Annotated in this window: 17 protein-coding genes; 5 read left to right on the forward strand and 12 right to left on the reverse strand. The window is 71.3% G+C overall.

Annotated elements, in window-relative coordinates; genetic code table 11:
* Positions 1 to 61: 61 nt before the first annotated feature.
* Positions 62 to 1231: a CaiB/BaiF CoA transferase family protein gene (locus tag OU416_RS35940; protein WP_270931546.1), complete on the reverse strand. Its 1170-nt coding sequence runs from the start codon at positions 1229 to 1231 to the stop codon at positions 62 to 64.
* 103 nt (positions 1232 to 1334) lie between these two features.
* Between OU416_RS35940 and OU416_RS35945 the strand changes: the two genes are divergently transcribed.
* The gene (locus tag OU416_RS35945; protein WP_270931547.1) at positions 1335 to 1988 is read left to right on the forward strand and encodes a GntR family transcriptional regulator; all 654 of its coding nucleotides are present in this window, start codon (positions 1335 to 1337) and stop codon (positions 1986 to 1988) included.
* 183 nt (positions 1989 to 2171) lie between these two features.
* Here the strand turns inward: OU416_RS35945 and OU416_RS35950 are convergent, their stop codons facing one another.
* Complete coding sequence (locus tag OU416_RS35950) at positions 2172 to 2741, reverse strand: TetR/AcrR family transcriptional regulator (RefSeq protein WP_270931601.1); 570 nt, start codon at positions 2739 to 2741, stop codon at positions 2172 to 2174.
* Positions 2742 to 2849: 108 nt separating this feature from the next.
* Between OU416_RS35950 and OU416_RS35955 the strand changes: the two genes are divergently transcribed.
* Together OU416_RS35955 and OU416_RS35960 are read left to right on the forward strand one after the other, a co-directional pair.
* Positions 2850 to 3884: an alcohol dehydrogenase family protein gene (locus tag OU416_RS35955; protein WP_270931548.1), complete on the forward strand. Its 1035-nt coding sequence runs from the start codon at positions 2850 to 2852 to the stop codon at positions 3882 to 3884.
* Complete coding sequence (locus OU416_RS35960; RefSeq protein WP_270931549.1) at positions 3881 to 4723, forward strand: alpha/beta fold hydrolase; 843 nt, start codon at positions 3881 to 3883, stop codon at positions 4721 to 4723. Before OU416_RS35955 ends, OU416_RS35960 begins: the two co-directional genes overlap by 4 nt.
* Before the next feature lie 159 nt (positions 4724 to 4882).
* Here the strand turns inward: OU416_RS35960 and OU416_RS35965 are convergent, their stop codons facing one another.
* The 3 genes from OU416_RS35965 to OU416_RS35975 all read right to left on the reverse strand — a co-directional run bounded on the left by OU416_RS35965 (position 4883) and on the right by OU416_RS35975 (position 7518).
* Positions 4883 to 5743 (reverse strand): 3-hydroxybutyryl-CoA dehydrogenase, encoded by an 861-nt coding sequence (locus OU416_RS35965; RefSeq protein ID WP_270931550.1) that lies wholly within the window; start codon positions 5741 to 5743, stop codon positions 4883 to 4885.
* Between the two features lie 330 nt (positions 5744 to 6073).
* Complete coding sequence (locus OU416_RS35970) at positions 6074 to 6604, reverse strand: RICIN domain-containing protein (protein WP_270931551.1); 531 nt, start codon at positions 6602 to 6604, stop codon at positions 6074 to 6076.
* A gap of 176 nt (positions 6605 to 6780) precedes the next feature.
* Positions 6781 to 7518, reverse strand: a complete 738-nt coding sequence (locus OU416_RS35975) for an AAA family ATPase (RefSeq protein WP_270931552.1) — start codon at positions 7516 to 7518, stop codon at positions 6781 to 6783.
* 133 nt (positions 7519 to 7651) lie between these two features.
* Here OU416_RS35975 and OU416_RS35980 point away from each other — a divergent pair, with 133 nt between their 5' ends.
* Positions 7652 to 8104, forward strand: a complete 453-nt coding sequence (locus OU416_RS35980) for a peroxiredoxin (RefSeq protein WP_270931553.1) — start codon at positions 7652 to 7654, stop codon at positions 8102 to 8104.
* Here OU416_RS35980 and OU416_RS35985 read toward each other — a convergent pair.
* From OU416_RS35985 to OU416_RS36000, 4 genes are all read right to left on the reverse strand, one after another.
* Positions 8099 to 8743: a trimeric intracellular cation channel family protein gene (locus tag OU416_RS35985; protein ID WP_270931554.1), complete on the reverse strand. Its 645-nt coding sequence runs from the start codon at positions 8741 to 8743 to the stop codon at positions 8099 to 8101. The two genes, OU416_RS35980 and OU416_RS35985, sit on opposite strands and share 6 nt — an antisense overlap.
* Before the next feature lie 63 nt (positions 8744 to 8806).
* Entirely contained in the window at positions 8807 to 9811 is a 1005-nt protein-coding gene (locus tag OU416_RS35990; protein WP_270931555.1) for a sugar ABC transporter substrate-binding protein, read from the reverse strand.
* 37 nt (positions 9812 to 9848) lie between these two features.
* Positions 9849 to 10859 (reverse strand): ABC transporter permease, encoded by a 1011-nt coding sequence (locus tag OU416_RS35995; protein ID WP_270931556.1) that lies wholly within the window; start codon positions 10857 to 10859, stop codon positions 9849 to 9851.
* Positions 10852 to 12375 (reverse strand): sugar ABC transporter ATP-binding protein, encoded by a 1524-nt coding sequence (locus tag OU416_RS36000; RefSeq protein WP_270931557.1) that lies wholly within the window; start codon positions 12373 to 12375, stop codon positions 10852 to 10854. Before OU416_RS36000 ends, OU416_RS35995 begins: the two co-directional genes overlap by 8 nt.
* Positions 12376 to 12646: 271 nt before the next feature.
* Between OU416_RS36000 and OU416_RS36005 the strand changes: the two genes are divergently transcribed.
* Complete coding sequence (locus OU416_RS36005; protein ID WP_270931558.1) at positions 12647 to 14269, forward strand: serine/threonine-protein kinase; 1623 nt, start codon at positions 12647 to 12649, stop codon at positions 14267 to 14269.
* Between the two features lie 3 nt (positions 14270 to 14272).
* Here OU416_RS36005 and OU416_RS36010 read toward each other — a convergent pair whose 3' ends face one another.
* From OU416_RS36010 to OU416_RS36020, 3 genes are read right to left on the reverse strand one after another with little or no spacing between them, the layout of a single operon-like run.
* Positions 14273 to 15046, reverse strand: a complete 774-nt coding sequence (locus OU416_RS36010; RefSeq protein WP_270931559.1) for an ABC transporter permease — start codon at positions 15044 to 15046, stop codon at positions 14273 to 14275.
* Entirely contained in the window at positions 15043 to 15990 is a 948-nt protein-coding gene (locus OU416_RS36015) for an ATP-binding cassette domain-containing protein (RefSeq protein WP_270931560.1), read from the reverse strand. The genes OU416_RS36010 and OU416_RS36015 overlap by 4 nt, the downstream gene beginning before the upstream one ends.
* A 12-nt stretch (positions 15991 to 16002) precedes the next feature.
* On the reverse strand, positions 16003 to 16854 hold the full coding sequence (locus OU416_RS36020; RefSeq protein ID WP_270931561.1) for a DUF4097 family beta strand repeat-containing protein: 852 nt from the start codon (positions 16852 to 16854) through the stop codon (positions 16003 to 16005).
* Between the last annotated feature and the right edge of the window lie 36 nt (positions 16855 to 16890).

Below are 16890 nucleotides of genomic sequence, written 5' to 3' on the forward strand. Positions count from 1 at the left end.
GTCCAGGGAGCTTCTGAGGTACCGCTACCCGCACCGCCACGCAAAACGAGCCTGGAATCAATCATCTGGAGACGATGGGGGGAAGCGTTTGTTCGGGGTCCTCCAGCCATGCGAGGACCTCCTTGCCGTGCTCGCCGAGCAGTGGCGGCGGGGTCACCTCGGCGCTGCCGTGCGCGGAGAAGTCGATGGGCATGCGCACCTGCATCGTCGCTCCGCCACCGGGGTCGACCAGCGGGCGCAGACCCAGGGACTCGGCGTAGTGCACCGCCTGCGCCAGGTCGTTGACCTGCCCGCACGCGATTCCCAAGCCCTGCAAGCGTTCCTGCCAGTCGGCCGCGGTGCGGGCGCCGAGGACGTTCTCCAGCTGCCGGACCAGCTCGTCGCGGTGGGCGACGCGCTGCGCGTTCGTGGCGAACCGCTCGTCGTCGGGCAGGCCGAGCAGTCCGAGCGCCCCGCACAGCTTGCGGAACTGGCCGTCGTTGCCGACCGCGACGGCCAGGAAGGCGTCCTCGCAGCGCAACGTCTCGTACGGCGCGATGCTCGGGTGCCGGTTGCCCATCCGCCGCGGCGGGGTGCCGGTGGTCAGCAGCCCGCTCATCTGGTTCACCAGCGACGCCAGCAGGCTGGACAGCAGGTTCACCTCGACGTGCTGGCCCTCGCCGGTCAGCTCGCGGTGGCGCAGCGCGGCCAGGATGCCCAGCGCGGCATCCTTGCCGGTGAGCACGTCCACCAGCGCCACACCGGCCTTCATCGGCGGCCCGTCGGCTTCGCCGGTGATGCTCATCAGCCCGCCGAGCGCCTGCACCACGAAGTCGTAGCCGGGCAGCTCGGCGCCACCGTCGCTGCCGAAGCCGGAGATCGAGGTGTAGATCAGCCGGGGGTTGAGCTCGCGCGCGGCGGCGTGGTCCAGGCCGTGGCGCGCGAGCGAGCCCGGCTTGAAGTTCTCCACCAGCACGTCGGCGCGGCGGACCAGGTCGTGCGCGGCCGCCCGGTCCTGCGGGTCGCCGAGGTCGAGTGCGATGCTGCGCTTGCCGCGGTTGACCGACTCGAAGTAGGACGAGCTGTGCTCGGTCCAGGGCGGGCCCCAGGTGCGGGTGTCGTCGCCGGTGCCGGGACGCTCCACCTTGATCACCGTGGCGCCGAGGTCGGCCAGCAGCGTGGTCGCGTACGGGCCGGCCAGAACCCGGCTGAAGTCCGCCACGACCACGCCGTCCATCGGCAGCGTCTTCATGCACCCGCCCTTCCCCGCACCAGTGGCTTGCGTCACCGCGATATTGGATCCAATATACAGTTGTCGGGCAACCGGTCAAGGAACCGGAGAACGGAGGACCGGGATGCGGCGACCACCCACCACGCAGGAGTTCGTCCTCGGCGAGCTGCGCAGATCCATCGTGTCCGGGGAGCTGGCGCCGGGCCAGCCGATCCGGCAGGACTCGATCGCCCAGGGCCTCGGCGTGAGCCGGGTACCGCTGCGCGAGGCGCTGAAGACGCTGGAGGCGGAGGGCCAGGTCGTCTACCAGCCGCACCGGGGCTACTCGGTGGCCGAGCTGTCGCTGAGCGACCTGCTGGAGGTCTACCGGATGCGGGAGCTGCTGGAGGCCGAGGCCGCCGCGGTGGCCACCGAGCGGTTCACCGACACCGACCTGGCGCGGATCACCGACGCCCAGCATGACGTGGAGCGGGCGGCCGACGGCGGCGACCTGGTCGCCATGATCGCGGCCAACCGCCGCTTCCACTTCGCCCTGCTGGAACCGTCCGGCATGCCGCGCCTGCTGCGCGTCGTGCGCACCCTCTGGGACGCCACCGACGCCTACCGGGCCGTCTACTACAACTCCGACACCAACCGCACCCGGGTCCGCCACGAGCACGACGGCATCGTGGCGGCGGCGCAGAACCGCCGAGCCGACGACCTGGTCCGGCTGCTCGACGAACACCGCCGCCACGCGGTCGACGCCCTCCGCGGCACCATCACGTCCGAAGTGGACTGATCCATCGACCGATCGCACGACCCGCGAGAGCGCCGCCCCCCCTTGCAGGTTCAGCGCGAAATCGCCACCACTGCTCCGTTTTCGCTGGTTCAGACCCGTGAGCACTTTGGGGTGCTATAGCCCCTCAAAACACTCACGGGACCCGACCAGCGGAAACGGAACACCGCGCGGTGGAACCAGAACTCAGGCCGCAAGCAGGACTTCCGCCGTGCGACGCGCGTGCTCGACCGCGCCCGGGACGTCGGTCGACGCCACGACCGTGGCGCCTTCGTAGAGCAGCAGGGCGCTGTCGGCGAACCGCGCCGGCTCGGCGACTCCCGCCGCTGCCGCGAGCTCTTCGAAGTAGTCCCGCATCCACCGCTTCTGCCCGATGACCACCGACCGCCCGGGGTGGTCCGCCTCGGGCATCTCCGCCAGCGCGTTGACGAAGCCGCAGCCCCGGAAGCTCGCGCGATCCATCCACGCGCCCAGCGCGTCGAACACCGCCAGCAGCTCCTCGCGAGGCCCGCTCGCGTGCTCCGCCACCCAGCTCCGCAGCCACTCCCGCCAGCGCTGGTCGCGCTCGACCAGGTACGCGGTGACCAGCCGGTCCTTCGACCCGAAGCAGGCGTAGAGCGTCTTCTTGGTCACCCCGGCCCCGGCCGCGATGGCCTCGACGCCGACCGCGTGGATGCCCTCGGCGTAGAACAGCTCGGCCGCGACGTCTAGCACCCGCCGCCCCGCCGGGGTCAGCTTCTCCAGCAACTCCGCCACTTCTGCCACGCCTCTACTATACCGACCGGTGGGTTGACAGCGGCGGCACCGATGCGCCTATCGTGGTAACCACACCGGTCGGTATACCTCGATGGGAGAGTGCCCCACATGCGCGCAGTGCTGCTCACCGGCTTCGGCGGGCCGGAGAAGCTGGAGTACCGCGAAGACGTGCCCACCCCGCAGGCCGGGCCGGGCGAAGTCCGGATCGGGGTCGCGGCGACGGCCATCAACAACACCGACATCTGGACCCGCGAAGGCGCCTACGGCACACCCGACGATCCGGCGAACATCGCGGGCTGGCGGCGCGAGCCGCTGGCGTTCCCGCGCATCCAGGGCGCCGACGTGGTCGGCCGCATCGACCAGGTCGGGCCGGGCGTGCCCGGCTCACGGCTCGGCGAGCGGGTGATCGTCGACCCGATGCTCTACACCGGCGGCGAGCGCGAGCTGGTGGACACCGAGTACCTGGGCAGCGAACGCGACGGCGGGTTCGCCGAGCACACCACCGTCCCGGCCGGCAACGCCCACGCGATCGAAAGCCCGCTCAGCGACGCCGAACTGGCCACCTTCCCCACGGCCTACGCCACCGCGATGCGCATGCTCAACCGAGCGAGCGTCCGCGACGGGGAAACCGTGGTGGTCACCGGAGCCTCCGGCGGCGTCGGCTCGGCGCTGATCCAGCTCGCGACCTCGCGCGGCGCGCGGGTGATCGCCGTGACCAGCGCCGCGAAGCGCGAGCAGGCGTTGCGGCTCGGCGCGCACGCGGCGGTCGACCGGAACTCGCCGGACCTGGTCTCCGAGACCGGCCCCGCCGACGTGGTGGCCGACGTGGTCGCCGGCCCGGCGTTCCCGCAGCTGCTGCGCGTGCTCGCCCCGCTCGGCCGCTACGTCGTCGCGGGCGGCATCGCCGGACCGCTGGTGGAGACCGACCTGCGCACCGTCTACCTGCGGCAGCTGCAGCTGATCGGCTCGTCCTTCGGCACCCACGAGGACTTCGCCCAGCTGATCGGCCACGTCGAGCGCGGCGAGCTGACCCCGCTGCTGGCGGGCACCCACCCGCTGCACCAGCTCCGCGAAGCCCAGCGCACCTTCACCGCCAAGAACTTCTTCGGCAAGCTCGTCATCACCGTGGGGGAAGCCGCGTGATCCTCACCGACCACATCGTCGTCGACGGCGTCCGGCTGGCCCACCGGCACACCACCGGCAGCACCGGCGAGGCGCTGGTGTTCCTGCACGGAACGCCGTCGCACTCCCACATCTGGCGCGAGGTGGCACCGGCCTTCGAAGCCGACGGCCACGAGCTCCTGGTCTACGACCTGCTCGGCTACGGCGCCTCGGAACGCCCCGTCGACCGCGACACCTCGGTCACCGCGCAGGCAGCCCTGCTGGAGAAGCTGTTGGCACAGCTGGGAATCCGGCGCTGCACGTTGATCGCGCACGACATCGGCGGCGCGGTGGCGCAGATCTTCACCGCAGCGCACCCGGATCGCGTCGCGCGGCTGGCGCTGATCGACTCGGTCAGCTACGACTCCTGGCCGTCGAGCACCTGGCGGGAGATCATCCGCGACCACCTCGACGACCACGCCGCGATGCCCCAGCACGACTTCGAAGCCCTGCTCACCCGCCAGCTGACGATGACGGTGGCCGACCCGTCCCGGATGACCGGCGACACCCTCGAGGCCTACTTGCGTCCACATCGGACACCGATGGGCCGCGCATCCTTCTTCGAGCACCAGGTCCGCCACTACGACTCGACACCCACCGAGCGAGCAGCACCGCTGCTGAGAACCCTGCGCACCCCGACCCACGTCATCTGGGGCGCCGAAGACCGCTGGCAGCCGGTTACCTACGCCCACCGCCTGACCCAGGACATCCCGACCGCAACCCTCGCCACGATCCCGAACGCGGGCCACTTCCCCATGGAGGACGCCCCGGCCCGCGTGGTCGCCGAGCTCCGCACCCTCCTCGCGCGCGAAGCGAGCTGAGGTGAAGGGCACCTCTTAGCAAGTAACTTGCTAAAAGGTGCCCTTCACCTACCCCGATCGAGCTCGCCGGGTCGCGCTCACTCGGACGAGGTGGGGTGAAGGGCACCTTTCGCCAAGTTAGTTGGTGAAGGGTGCCCTTCACCTCTCACCCGCGCGGGGTCAGCTGTAGTCGTAGAAGCCCTTGCCGGACTTCTTGCCCTTCAGGCCCGCTTCGACCATGCGGCGCAGCAGCGGCGGGGCGATGAAGTTCGGGTCGCCGTACTCCTCGTGCATCGAGTCCGCGATCGCCTTGAGGGTGTCCAGGCCCACCAGGTCGGACAGGCGCAGCGGGCCCATCGGGTGGGCGCAGCCCAGCACCATGCCCTTGTCCACGTCCTCGGCGCTGGCGAAACCGCCCTCGACCATCCGGATCGCCGACAGCAGGTAGGGCACCAGCAGCGCGTTGACGACGAACCCGGAGCGGTCCTTGGCCCGGATGGTCTCCTTGCCCAGCTGCTCGGTGGCGAACGCCGCGGCCCGCTCGACGGTCTCCTCCGAGGTCAGCAGCGACGGCACCAGCTCGACGAGCTTGAGCACCGGGACCGGGTTGAAGAAGTGCACGCCGAGCACCTGCTGCGGGCGCTTGGTGGCGCTGGCCAGCTTGGCGATCGGGATGGACGAGGTGTTCGACGCCAGGATCGCGTCCGGATCGGACACCACCTTGTCCAGCTCGGCGAACAGCTTGGTCTTGAGCTCCTCGTCCTCGGCGATGGCCTCGATGACCATGTTGCGGTCGTCGAGGTCGGCCAGCGTCGTGGTGAAGTGCAGGCGGGCCTGCGCGGCGTCGCGCTCGGCCTCGGTCAGCTTGCCCTTCTGCACCGCGTGGTTCAGCGACTTCCACAGCCTGGTGCGGCCGGCGCGAGCGGCTTCGTCGCTGACCTCGCAGACGATCACGTCCAGACCGGCCCGGGCACCGACCTCCGCGATGCCACCGCCCATCTGCCCGCCGCCGATGACTCCCAGTCGCTCGATCTTCGTCACCACACGATCCTTCCCGCTTCCGGCTGCGCTGCCCTACGTCGGGCGATCATGCCAGCTACGGCGGTTACCGACCGGTAAACAGTGCGCTAGACCACGCCGATCGAGCGATGGAGCGATGGAGAGGTGGTCGGCGCGGAGCCGGCCCTGACCCCCAAGGCTGCTCCGGCTCCGCGCGGTCGAACCCCCCGATCCGACCCTGACCCCCGAAACGTCTTCAGATTACCGCACCGTCCGTGCATGAATGCATGCGCTCCGAACATCAGTCGAGCGTGCGCAGCACGAACGCCCCGCGCCGGAGTCCGGCACGGGGCGCTGCGACGTCGCGGCCGGTCAGGCCGGCGGGAAGTTCCACTGCTGGGTCAGCGCTCCGGACTCCTGGTCCAGCACCGCCCAGAAGTTGCCGCCCGTGTTGAACGGGGTCACGACGCGACCGTCCGACCGCGCAACGATCAGGTGCCCGTTGCCCGCCGGCGGCAGGCCCCACTGCTGGTTGAACGCCTGGCCGCACTCCCGCTGCACCACCGCGGTCCGCCCGTCGGGCGCGGTGTAGTCGCCGACCGTGAGGCACTTGTTCGTGTCGACGTTGCGGATCTGGTAGTAGCCGTCGCCGAGGAACTGCAGCCGCCACAGCTTCCCGCCGGGAGCTTCCTCGACGGCGATCGCCCAGACGACGATGTTGTCCGCCTTGTTCGCGCCGTACCCGGTAGGGATCAGCTTCTGGCCCGAGCTCACGTTGACGATGCGAACAGCGGTCTGCCGGGGCCCGGCGGCCTCCTGATCGGCTTGCGCGGAGAACGCCGCACCCGCCGGGAGCAGCAGGAGCGCGGCCAGCGACGCCACCGCGGAGAATCGGAAGCGCATCGACATTTCCTCTCTGGGATCGTTGGAACGACGGACGCGACCTCCCGTCGTCGTCCAGCGCCAACGATCGCCCCGTCCCCCACCACCCGCCGGACGAGCACGGCCAACGGGTGTCCCCCACCTGCAGCGCTACCCCTGCCCGGGCGAGAACCCACTGCTCCCAGCACGAATCGGCGTCACCCGGTGATGTGGCGCAGGTAGAGGCCGGGATCGGTGAGGTAGCGGCGCCAGTGGTCGACGAGGTCGAGGTCTTCCCACTTCACCCGGCGGATGCCGTGCTCGCCCACTTCGACGATGTCGGCTCCCGGTGTCGCGGCCAGGACCGGCGAGTGCGTCGCGCACACCACCTGCGCTCCGGTCCGGGCCAGCTCGTGCATCAGGCCGACCAGCTTGAGGCAGGACTCGAAGGACAGCGCGGCCTCCGGCTCGTCCATCACGTAGAAACCGCGCTCCCGGAACATCGCCTCGAACACGGCCAGGAACCCCTCGCCGTGCGACATCGCCGAGGTGTCGTCCTCCCAGTAGCCGTAACGGCCGTTGACCGCGTTCATCAGCCCGAACGCGGTCTCCGCGCGCAGGAAGAACCCCTTGCGGCGGGACCGCGGCCCGGTGATCATCCGGCTCCCGGCCGGGGTGGTCTCCAACGCCAGGACGTCGCCGAGCGGAGTCCTGGGCCGGTCGTTGACGTACTTGCGCCCCGCCCGGCCGCCGTGCGAGTCGAGCTTGAAGCCCTCCGCGATCGCCTCGACCAACGTCGACTTCCCGGAGCCGTTCTCACCGACCAGCATGGTCACCGGTGCGGTGAACGCCAGCCCGCGCTCGGCGAGCTCGGCGACGCACGGCACGGTGTAGGGCCACCTGTCGAACGACTCAGGACGCTTGCTGTCGGGGATGTAGGCGCGACGGACGAGCATGAACCTTCCCGGTCGGTAGCAGTGGGGAACACGGCCGCCCCGAGCCTCGCACACACCCGCGACGCCGGAGGACGACGACCGCGCGGGAGGTCATACCCTGGGGCGCTCGGGTTCGGTCGTGGGAGGAGCGGGGATGCGGGAAGGCGAAGTGGTGGGCGATTTCGCGCTGCCGGATCAGGACGGGGCGGAGCGGAAGCTGTCCGAGCTGGTCTCCGGTGGGCCGGTCGTGCTGTTCTTCTACCCGGCGGCGATGACCACCGGGTGCACCGCGGAGGCATGCCACTTCCGGGATCTGGCCGCCGAGTTCGGCGAGATCGGCGCGCAGCCGGTGGGGATCAGCGCCGACCAGGTCGGCAAGCAGCAGCAGTTCGCGCAGGCGCACGGCTTCGGGTTCCCGCTGCTGTCCGATGTCGACGGTGCGGTCGCGCGGCAGTTCGGCGTCAAGCGCCGGTTCGGGCCGATCCCGGTCAAGCGGCACACCTTCGTCATCGACGAGCAGCGCCGGGTGCTGGCGGTGATCCGCAGCGAGTTCCGCATGGGACTGCACGCCGACAAGGCGCTCGAAGTCCTCGAGCAGCGCTCATAGCGCCGCTCCACCGCGGGCCAGCGGCGCGCGCCAGCCGAAGCGCAGCGCGAGCAGCCGCACCACGATCGCCAGCAGCGCCGCGAAGGCGCTGGTGATCGGCGTCAGCGCCCCGGTGACCGCCAGCAGGGCGACCAGACCGCTGCCCAGCAGCGCGGGCACCGCGTAGATCTCGCTCTCCGGGTGCAGCAGCGCCGGGACGTCCCCGGCCAGCACGTCGCGGATGGCGCCGCCACCGATCGCGGTCGCGGCGCCCAGCGCGATCGCGGCCAGCGGGTGCATGCCGAAGTTCAGCGCCTTGATGCTGCCCGCCACGCAGAACACGCCCAGCCCGATCGCGTCGAAGAACAGCACGAACCGGCGGATCCGGGCCAGCCGGGGATGCCAGAAGTACACCACCGCCGAGGCGATCAGCGGCGTGGTGAAGTAGGCGATGTCGGTGAAGGCCACCGGCGGCACCGCGCCGATCACCAGGTCCCGGAACACCCCGCCGCCCAGCGCGGTCACCTCGGCCAGCACCACGATGCCGACGACGTCGAAGCGCTTGCGCACGGCGAGCAGCGCGCCGGAGAGCGCGAACGCGAAGATCCCGATCAGGTCCAGGACTTCCTGCACCAGCGGGTTGAGGATCGCGGTGACCACCGGATGGTTCTACCTCCCCGGCCCCGCCGGTGCACCCGCGCCCCGGGCTCAGCACCTTCCGGCTCAGGCGGGCGGGTTGTCGCAGGAGGGGTTGAGGAGGTTCTGGACCTCCGGGCTGTCCACGTTGTCCTTGGTGATCAGGGTCGAGCCGGTGTCGGTGTCCGGCGCCGGGTTCGGCTCGCCGCGGATCTCGGCCACCGCCGCGTTCACCGCGGCGTAGCCCATCTTGAACGGGTTCTGCGCGATCAGGCCGGTGATCACGCCGTCGCGCAGGGCCTGGATCTCGCCCTCCGAGGTGTCCCAGCCGATGATCTTGACCTGGCCCACCTTGCCCGCCTGCCGGACCGCTTCGGCCGCGCCGAGCACGCTCGGCTCGTTGGCCGCGTAGATGCCGTTGAGGTCCGGGTTCGCGGTCAGGATGTCCTGGGTGACCTGCAGCGCCCGGTTGAAGTCGCTCTCGCTGGACTGCTGGGCGACCAGCTGCAGTCCCGGGTGCTTGGCCATGCCCCGCTTGAAGCCCTCGCCGCGCGTCTCGTTGGTGCTGGTGCCCGCCTGGAACTCGATGAACGCCACCTTGCCGCGCCCGCCGAGCTGCTCGGCCAGCACGTCGGTGGCCTGCTCGGCGGCGGCCACGTTGTTGGTGGCGTACACCGGGACGTCGGGCGGCTGCGGCGAGGTCCCGGAGTCCATGTTGACCACCGTGGTGCCCTGGCCCTGCGCGGACTTGGTGACGTCGGCCAGCGCCTTGGCGTCCGTCGCGGCGTAGACCAGGCCCTTGACGTCGCCCTGCGCCAGCAGGCTCTGCAGCAGGCTCTGCTGGCCGCTGACGTCGCTCTCCGCGTGCACGCCGTCCCAGTGCACCGTGACGTCCGGCTGCTTGCCGCCCGCGCACTCCGCGCCGACCCGCACGTTCTCCCAGAAGTCGAAGCCGATCGCCTTCGGCACCACCGCGATCTTGATCGGCCCGCCCTGCTCGCCTCCGCCGCCGGTCTGCTCGCGCACCCCGACGCTGCAGCCCGCCGCCACCACCGAGACCAGCACGCACGCCGCGGTCAGAACCTTCTTCATCCCCGAGCTCCCTTGCTCATCACCGGACTCCTGCCGCTCACGCGGTGTCGCCGCCGAGCTTGCGCCGCTGGTAGCGGTCCCACCAGACCGCCAGCCAGATGATCACGCCGATCAGCACGTTCTGGTAGAAGGTGCCGATGTTGAGCTGGACCGCGCCGTTGCGGATGACCGCGACGAGGAAGGCGCCGATCAGCGAACCCAGCACGGTGCCGCGGCCGCCGAACAGGCTGGCGCCGCCGATGACGACGGCGGCGATCACGTCCAGCTCCAGGCCTTCGCCGAAGTTCGGCTGGCCGGAGTTGATCCGCGAGGCGGCGATCATGCCACCGAGCCCGGCCAGCGCGCCGGAGAGCACGTAGACCAGCGTCGTGTAGCGCTTCACCGGCACGCCCGACAACCGCGCGGCCTCCATGTTCGAGCCCATCACGTAGGCGTAGCGGCCCAGCCTGGTCCGGGTCAGCACCAGGTGCCCGAGCACCGCGACCACCGCGATCAGCACCACCGGGATCGGGATGGCGTTGATGACGCCCTGGCCGAGCAGCCGGAACGACTCCGGTGCGCCGAACACCGCGACCGCGCCGGTGGCGATCAGCACCAGCCCGCGGCCGACGCTGAGCATGCCCAGCGTCGCGATGAACGGCGGCAGCCCCACCACCGACACCAGCAGCCCGTTCACCAGCCCGGCCACCGCGCCGACGGCGATGCCGCCGAGGATGCCGATCAGCGGGTTGAACCCGTGCTCGGCCATCAGCAGCACGCCGATCACGCCGGAGAGCGCGGCCACCGAGCCCACCGACAGGTCGATGCCGCCGGTGATGATCACCAGCGTCACGCCGACCGCCATCACCGCGTTCACCGAGGTCTGCGAGCCCAGGTTGAACAGGTTGTCGGCGGTGAGGAACGACGGTGCGATGACCGACAGCACCACGAACACGACGATCAGCGCGCCCGCCGCCGCGACCTGCGAGACCGCACCGGACATGCGGTCGCCCAGCGCACCCAGCAACCCGCGGTCCGATGTGGACGGTTCGGTGGCCGGATCAGCCATGCTTGCCCCCGTTCTCGACGTTCCGGGCACCGGTCGCCAGCGCGACGACGCGTTCCTCGGAGAACTCCGCGCGACCGACCTCGCCGGTGATCCGCCCACCGCGCATGACCAGGATCCGGTCGCACATGTTCAGCAGCTCCGGGAGGTAGCTGGAGATGAGCACCACCGCCGCGCCGCGCGCCGCCAGCGAATCCATCTGCTGGAACATCTCCGACTTGGCGCCCACGTCCATGCCGCGGCCGGGTTCGTCGAAGAACAGCACGTCCGCGCCGGTCTCCAGCCAGCGGGCCAGGATCACCTTCTGCTGGTTGCCGCCGGAGAGCTGGCGCACCGGCCGCCCCACCCACGGCACCCGGATGCGCAGGCCGTCCCGCTCCCGCTCGGCGATGCGGCGCTCGGCGGCCAGGTCGATCAGCCCGGCGCGCATCGGCAGGTTCGCCAGCGTGATGTTCTTGTCCACGCCCAGCTGCAGGGCCAGCCCGTCGGTCTTGCGGCTCTCGGTGAGGTAGCCGATCCCGGCGGCGATCGCGTCGGCGGGCCCGCGGATGCGCAGGACCTTGCCGTCCAGCGCGATGGTGCCCGCGTCGGGCAGCTCGGCGCCGAACACCGCGCGCGCCAGCTCGGTGCGCCCGGCACCGACCAGGCCCGCCAGACCGACGATCTCCCCGGCCCGGACCTCGAAGGACGCGTCGCGCACGGCATCGCCGCGGGTGAGCCCCGAGACGCTCAGCCGCACGGGACCGGGTTCCTGGTGGGTGCGCGGGTAGAGGTTGGCGACGTCGCGCCCGACCATCAGCTGCACCAGCCGCGCTTCGTCGAGCTCGGCCACCGGCCGGGTGGCCACCACCGCGCCGTCGCGCATCACGGTGACCCGGTCGCCGATCTCGAAGATCTCGTCCAGCCGGTGCGAGATGTAGAGCACCGCGATGCCCTTGGCGGTCAGCCCGCGCACGATGCCGAACAGCTCCGCGGCCTCGCCCTCGGTCAGGGTCGCGGTCGGTTCGTCCAGGATGAGCACCTTCGCCTGCACGGCAAGGGCTTTGGCCAGCTCGACGCGCTGCTGCTCCGCTGTGGACAGCTGCCCGACGCGGCGGCCGGGATCGATGTCCAGCCCGACCTCGGCGAGCAGCTCGCGCGCGGCGCGGCGCTCGGCGGAGCGGGAGATCCAGCCGGCGCGGCCGGGCTCGTGACCGATGAACAGGTTCTCGGCCACCGACAGGTCCGGGGCCAGCGCGAACTCCTGGTGCACCATCGACACGCCCAGCCGCCGCGCCGCACCGGGGCCGTGGTGCTCGACGCGCACGCCGCCCAGTTCGACGTGTCCGGTGCTCGGCGGTTCGACCTGCGCGATCAGCTTCATCAGCGTCGACTTGCCCGCGCCGTTCTCCCCGGCGAACACGTGCACCTCGCCGGGCGGGATGCGCAACGACACGTCGGAGACCGCCACCACGCCGGGGAACGACTTGCCGACGCCGTGCAGCGCCACGGCGGGGTCGAGCTGGTCGGTGGGCGACACGCGCGCCTCCCTCGATCGCGGTGATCGTTCCTCGGGCTCGCAGTGCGCCGGATCATACCCACAACACCGACGCCGAGAAAGGGTTGGAACGAAGCCAAGTATTCGATTACCAGCCCGCACCGGCAGCGGCAATGCGGCGGCCCGCGGTGGGGGAACCGCTGCCAGGCCGATCGGGCAGCCAACGCCCCCGGGGCACCACACGGCTCCGGTGACAGCCTCTAAGCTCGAACCGGACGAATTCGCGATCTCGTGGACAGGAGGCCGATAGCCCGTGCAGCCGTTGCTGGCCAGCGACCCGCACCGGGTAGGCGACTACCGGCTGCTCGCCCGGTTGGGGCGCGGCGCGATGGGCGGGGTCTACCTCGGCCGCTCGCGCGGCGGCCGGGTCGTGGCGGTCAAGGTGATCAGGCCCGATCTGGCCGAGGACCCGGAGTTCCGGGAGCGGTTCCGCCGCGAGGCGATCGCCGCGAGCTCGGTCGGCGGGTTCTGGACCGCCGCCGTGGTGCACGCCGATCCGGACGCCGAGCAGCCCTGGCTGGCCACCGAGTACGTGCCGGGCCCGACCCTGCACCAGGCGGTGGCCGACCACGGACCGCTGCCGGAGGCGACGGTGCGCGGCCTGGGGGCCGGGCTCGCCGAAGCGCTGATCGCGATCCACCGCGCCGCGCTGGTGCACCGCGACCTGAAACCGGCCAACGTGCTGCTCGGGCCGGACGGTCCGCGCGTCATCGACTTCGGCATCTCGCGGGCGATGACCGGCAGCGCGCTGACCGCGACCGGCATGTTCATGGGCACGCCCGGCTTCTTCTCCCCGGAGCAGACCCTGGGCACCGAGGTGGGCCCGCCCAGCGACGTCTTCTCGCTCGGCGCGGTGCTGGTGTTCGCCGCCACCGGCCGCGGCCCGTTCGGCGAGGAGAGCACCGCCACCCTGCTCTACCGGGTGGCCCACGCCGAGCCGGACCTGTCCGAGGTGCCGGACGGACTGCGCCCGCTGCTGGCCGCGTGCCTGGCCAAGGACCCGGCGGCCCGCCCGACGCCCGGTCAGATGCTGGACGAGATCGGCGAATCCAGTCCGCACGGCAACCAGTGGCTGCCGCCGGCGATCAGCGATGTGATCGCCCAGCACGCCACGCAGCTGCAGCAGACGGCCAGCGCGCAGCTGCCCGACACTCCCCCGCCGCAGCCGGTCGCCGCACCGCGGCCGGCGACCCGCACCTACACCCAGGCCGCGCCCGCAGCACCGGCACCGGCGGCTCCGGCACCCGCGCCGCAACCGCCGGTGCCGGTCGCCGCGGCGCGGGCCGAGGTCGCGCCGGTGCGCGACAAGATCGTGCCCGCGCAGCCCCGGCAGACCTCCCAGCAGCCGCAGGTCCGCCGCGACAACCCCGGGCCGGTGTTCACCACCGCCGGGCGCTTCCGCGCGCTGCTCTCCGCTGCCGTCTGCGTGGCGATCATGTTCGGGGCCTACGAGCTGTTCCGCAACGTCCTCGGCCCCGGTGACCGGTTCCTGATCTTCCAGATCGGCATGCTGCTGCTGGGTCTCAGCGCGGCCTGGTCGGTGGCCAGGGCGGTGCTGCCCGGCCTGCTCTTGAAGGTCAACAGCGACGGCCTGCTGATCTCGCGGATGGGCCTGAAGCGGGAGATCCCGTGGAGCCAGGTCCAGCGGGTCGGCGTGGTCGGCAGCGGCAAGCGGGCCTCGGTGGCGGTGTGGTTCACCGAGGGCACCGCTCCGCGCTCGGCGCCGTGGCACCGGCTCCGCCCGCACCACGGCGGCCACCTGGTCTTCCCGATCGGCGCGACCGGCGGCTGGCTCAGCCGCCGCCAGGAGATCCGCCGGATCCGCACGGCCCTCCAGCAGTACGCCCCGGGCCGCTACGACACCCGCATGATGTGACCCTCAGGCCGGTGCGCGGTTGAACGCCGCCCGGGCCCAGAGGTAGCCGCCCAGGGCGATGGCCGCGCACCAGCCCACCGCGAGCATCCCGTCAACACCGACCGGGGTTCCCATCAGCAGGCCGCGGATGGTCTCGATGATCGGGGTGAACGGCTGGTTCTCGGCGAACCAGCGCACCGCGGGCGGCATCGAACCGGTCGGCACGAAGGCGCTGCCGATGAACGGCAGGAGCGACAGGGGCAGCACGATGTTGCTCGCCGTCTCCACGCTCTTGGTCATCAGGCCCGCCGCCGCCGAGATCCAGCTCAGCGCGAAGCTGACCAGGGTCAGCAGCCCGAGCGCGGCCAGCCAGCCCAGCGGACCGGCCGCCGGCCGGAAGCCGACCAGCAGCGCGACCGCGGTGATCAGCACGACGCTGAGCACCGTCTGCACGGTGCCGCCCACCACGTGCCCGGTCAGCACCGAAGCGCGGGAGATCGGCATGGTGCGGAACCGGTTGATGATGCCCTCGGTCATGTCCGAGCACACCGAGATCGCCACCGTCATCGAGCCGGACGCCGCGGCCATCAGGATGATGCCGGGCGCGAGGTAGTCGACGTAGCTGCCGCCCCCGCCCAGACCGGCGCCCAGCACGCCACCCAGGACGTAGACGAACAGCAGCAGCATGACGATCGGCATGCCGACCACCGACAACGTCATCGACGGGTAGCGCAGCGCGTGCAGGAGGTTGCGCCGCAGCATCGTCCGCGAATCGCGCACCGCGTGGGCGATGGTCATCGCAGCACCTCCTGGGCAGCTTCGGGGGCTCCGGTGAGCGCGAGGAAGACGTCGTCGAGGTCGGGGGTGTGCACGGACAGCCCTTCGACCTTGATCGACTCCTGGTCGAGCCGGTCCAGCAGCGCCCGGAGCGTCTGCAGGCTGCCGTCGCCGGGAACCTGCAGGGTCAGCGCCTCGTCGTCGCGGGCGAGCACGCCGAACGCGCCCGCCGCCGATTCGAGCTCGGTGATGTCGCCGAACTGCAGGCGGACGTGGCCGCCCGGGATCCGGCTCTTCAGCTCCGCCGCGGTGCCCTCGGCGACGATCCGGCCGCCGTCGAGCACGGCGATGCGGTCGGCGAGCTGGTCGGCCTCCTCCAGGTACTGCGTGGTGAGGAAGATCGTCACGCCGTCGGCCACCAGCTCCCGGATCAGCTGCCACATGACGCGGCGGCTGCGCGGGTCGAGGCCGGTGGTCGGCTCGTCCAGGAAGATGATGCGCGGCTCGCCGATGAGGGTCATCGCGATGTCGAGCCTGCGGCGCATGCCGCCGGAGCAGGTCGAGGCCGGTTTGCGGGCGGCTTCCCGCAGGTCGAACCGGTCGAGCAGCTCGGCGGCGCGACGCCGCCCCACCGCGCGCGGCAGGTGCCGCAGGTCGGCCATCAGCAGCAGGTTCTCCTCGGCGGTGAGCAGGTCGTCCACCGCGGCGAACTGGCCGGTGACGCCGATCGCCGACCGGACCAGGTCGGGCTCGGTCGCCGGGTCGTGCCCGGCGACGCGTATCGCCCCGGCGTCGGCGCCGAGCAGCGTGCTCAATATCTGCACCGTGGTGGTCTTGCCCGCCCCGTTGGGGCCCAGCAGCGAGAAGATGCTGCCTTCCGGGATCCGCAGGTCGATCCCGTCGAGCACGAGCTTGTGACCGTAGGACTTGCGCAGTCCGACGGCTTCGATCGCCGGCTTCGTCATCTCGTCCTCCGCTCAGGCCTCGGTGGAACGGCGGACGGTGATGTCGCCGAACGAGGTCCGGGCGCGCACCTCCACCTTCTCGTCGGGTTCGGCCGGGCCGTCCGCGGCGGTCAGCGAGTTGTGCACGCGCCCGAAGGAGGACCGCACGTCCAGCCAGGCAGCGCTGCCCTCGCGGATGCCGATCTCCAGGCCGCCCATGGACGTCGCGAGCGCCACCTCGCCGCGGACGACCTCGCCGATGCGGATGGTCCCGTTGGCGGTCTTGGCGTTCACCGACGCCTGCGCGCTGTCCACCGTGATGTCGCCGTTGGCGGCGCTCACCCGCAGATCGCCGCCGACCAGCCCGATCCAGCTCGCGCCGTTGGAGTTCTTGATCGCCGCCGAGCCCTCGATCTCGCTGACGCGCAGGCTTCCGCTGTGGGTGGTGATCTCGGCGCGGCCCGCGACGTGCTCGACGCTGACGTCACCCGCGGCGGTGCTCAGGGTCAGTGCGTCGGTCCGGTCGAGCTGCAGGTGACCGGCCGCGGTCTTGAACCGGCACTCCCCGAGCACGCCCTCGGAGCGGAAGCTCGCCGCGGCCGCGTCGACGCGCAGCCGCGAAGCGGCCGGGAGCTCGACCACCACGTCCACGGAGCCGACCTTGCTGAACGGCGACCGCCCCTTCGGCCCCAGGATCTGCAGGTTCCCGTTCGAGCAGGTGACCTTGACCTGCTCCGCGGTCTTGACGTCCTTGCTGTCGGAGCTGTCGGTGGGACGCACTTCGACCACGGTGTCCACGCGGTCGTCGCCCGCGACGATGCGGACGTCGCCGAGCGCGAGCTCGATGGTCGCGGTGATCGGTTCGGGCGTGTCGAATTTCGGCATGGCAGTGCCCTCCTGGGGACTTCGATGAGCATCCCC

The sequence above is a fragment of the Saccharopolyspora indica genome (assembly GCF_027853965.1).
Lineage (GTDB): Bacteria > Actinomycetota > Actinomycetes > Mycobacteriales > Pseudonocardiaceae > Saccharopolyspora > Saccharopolyspora indica.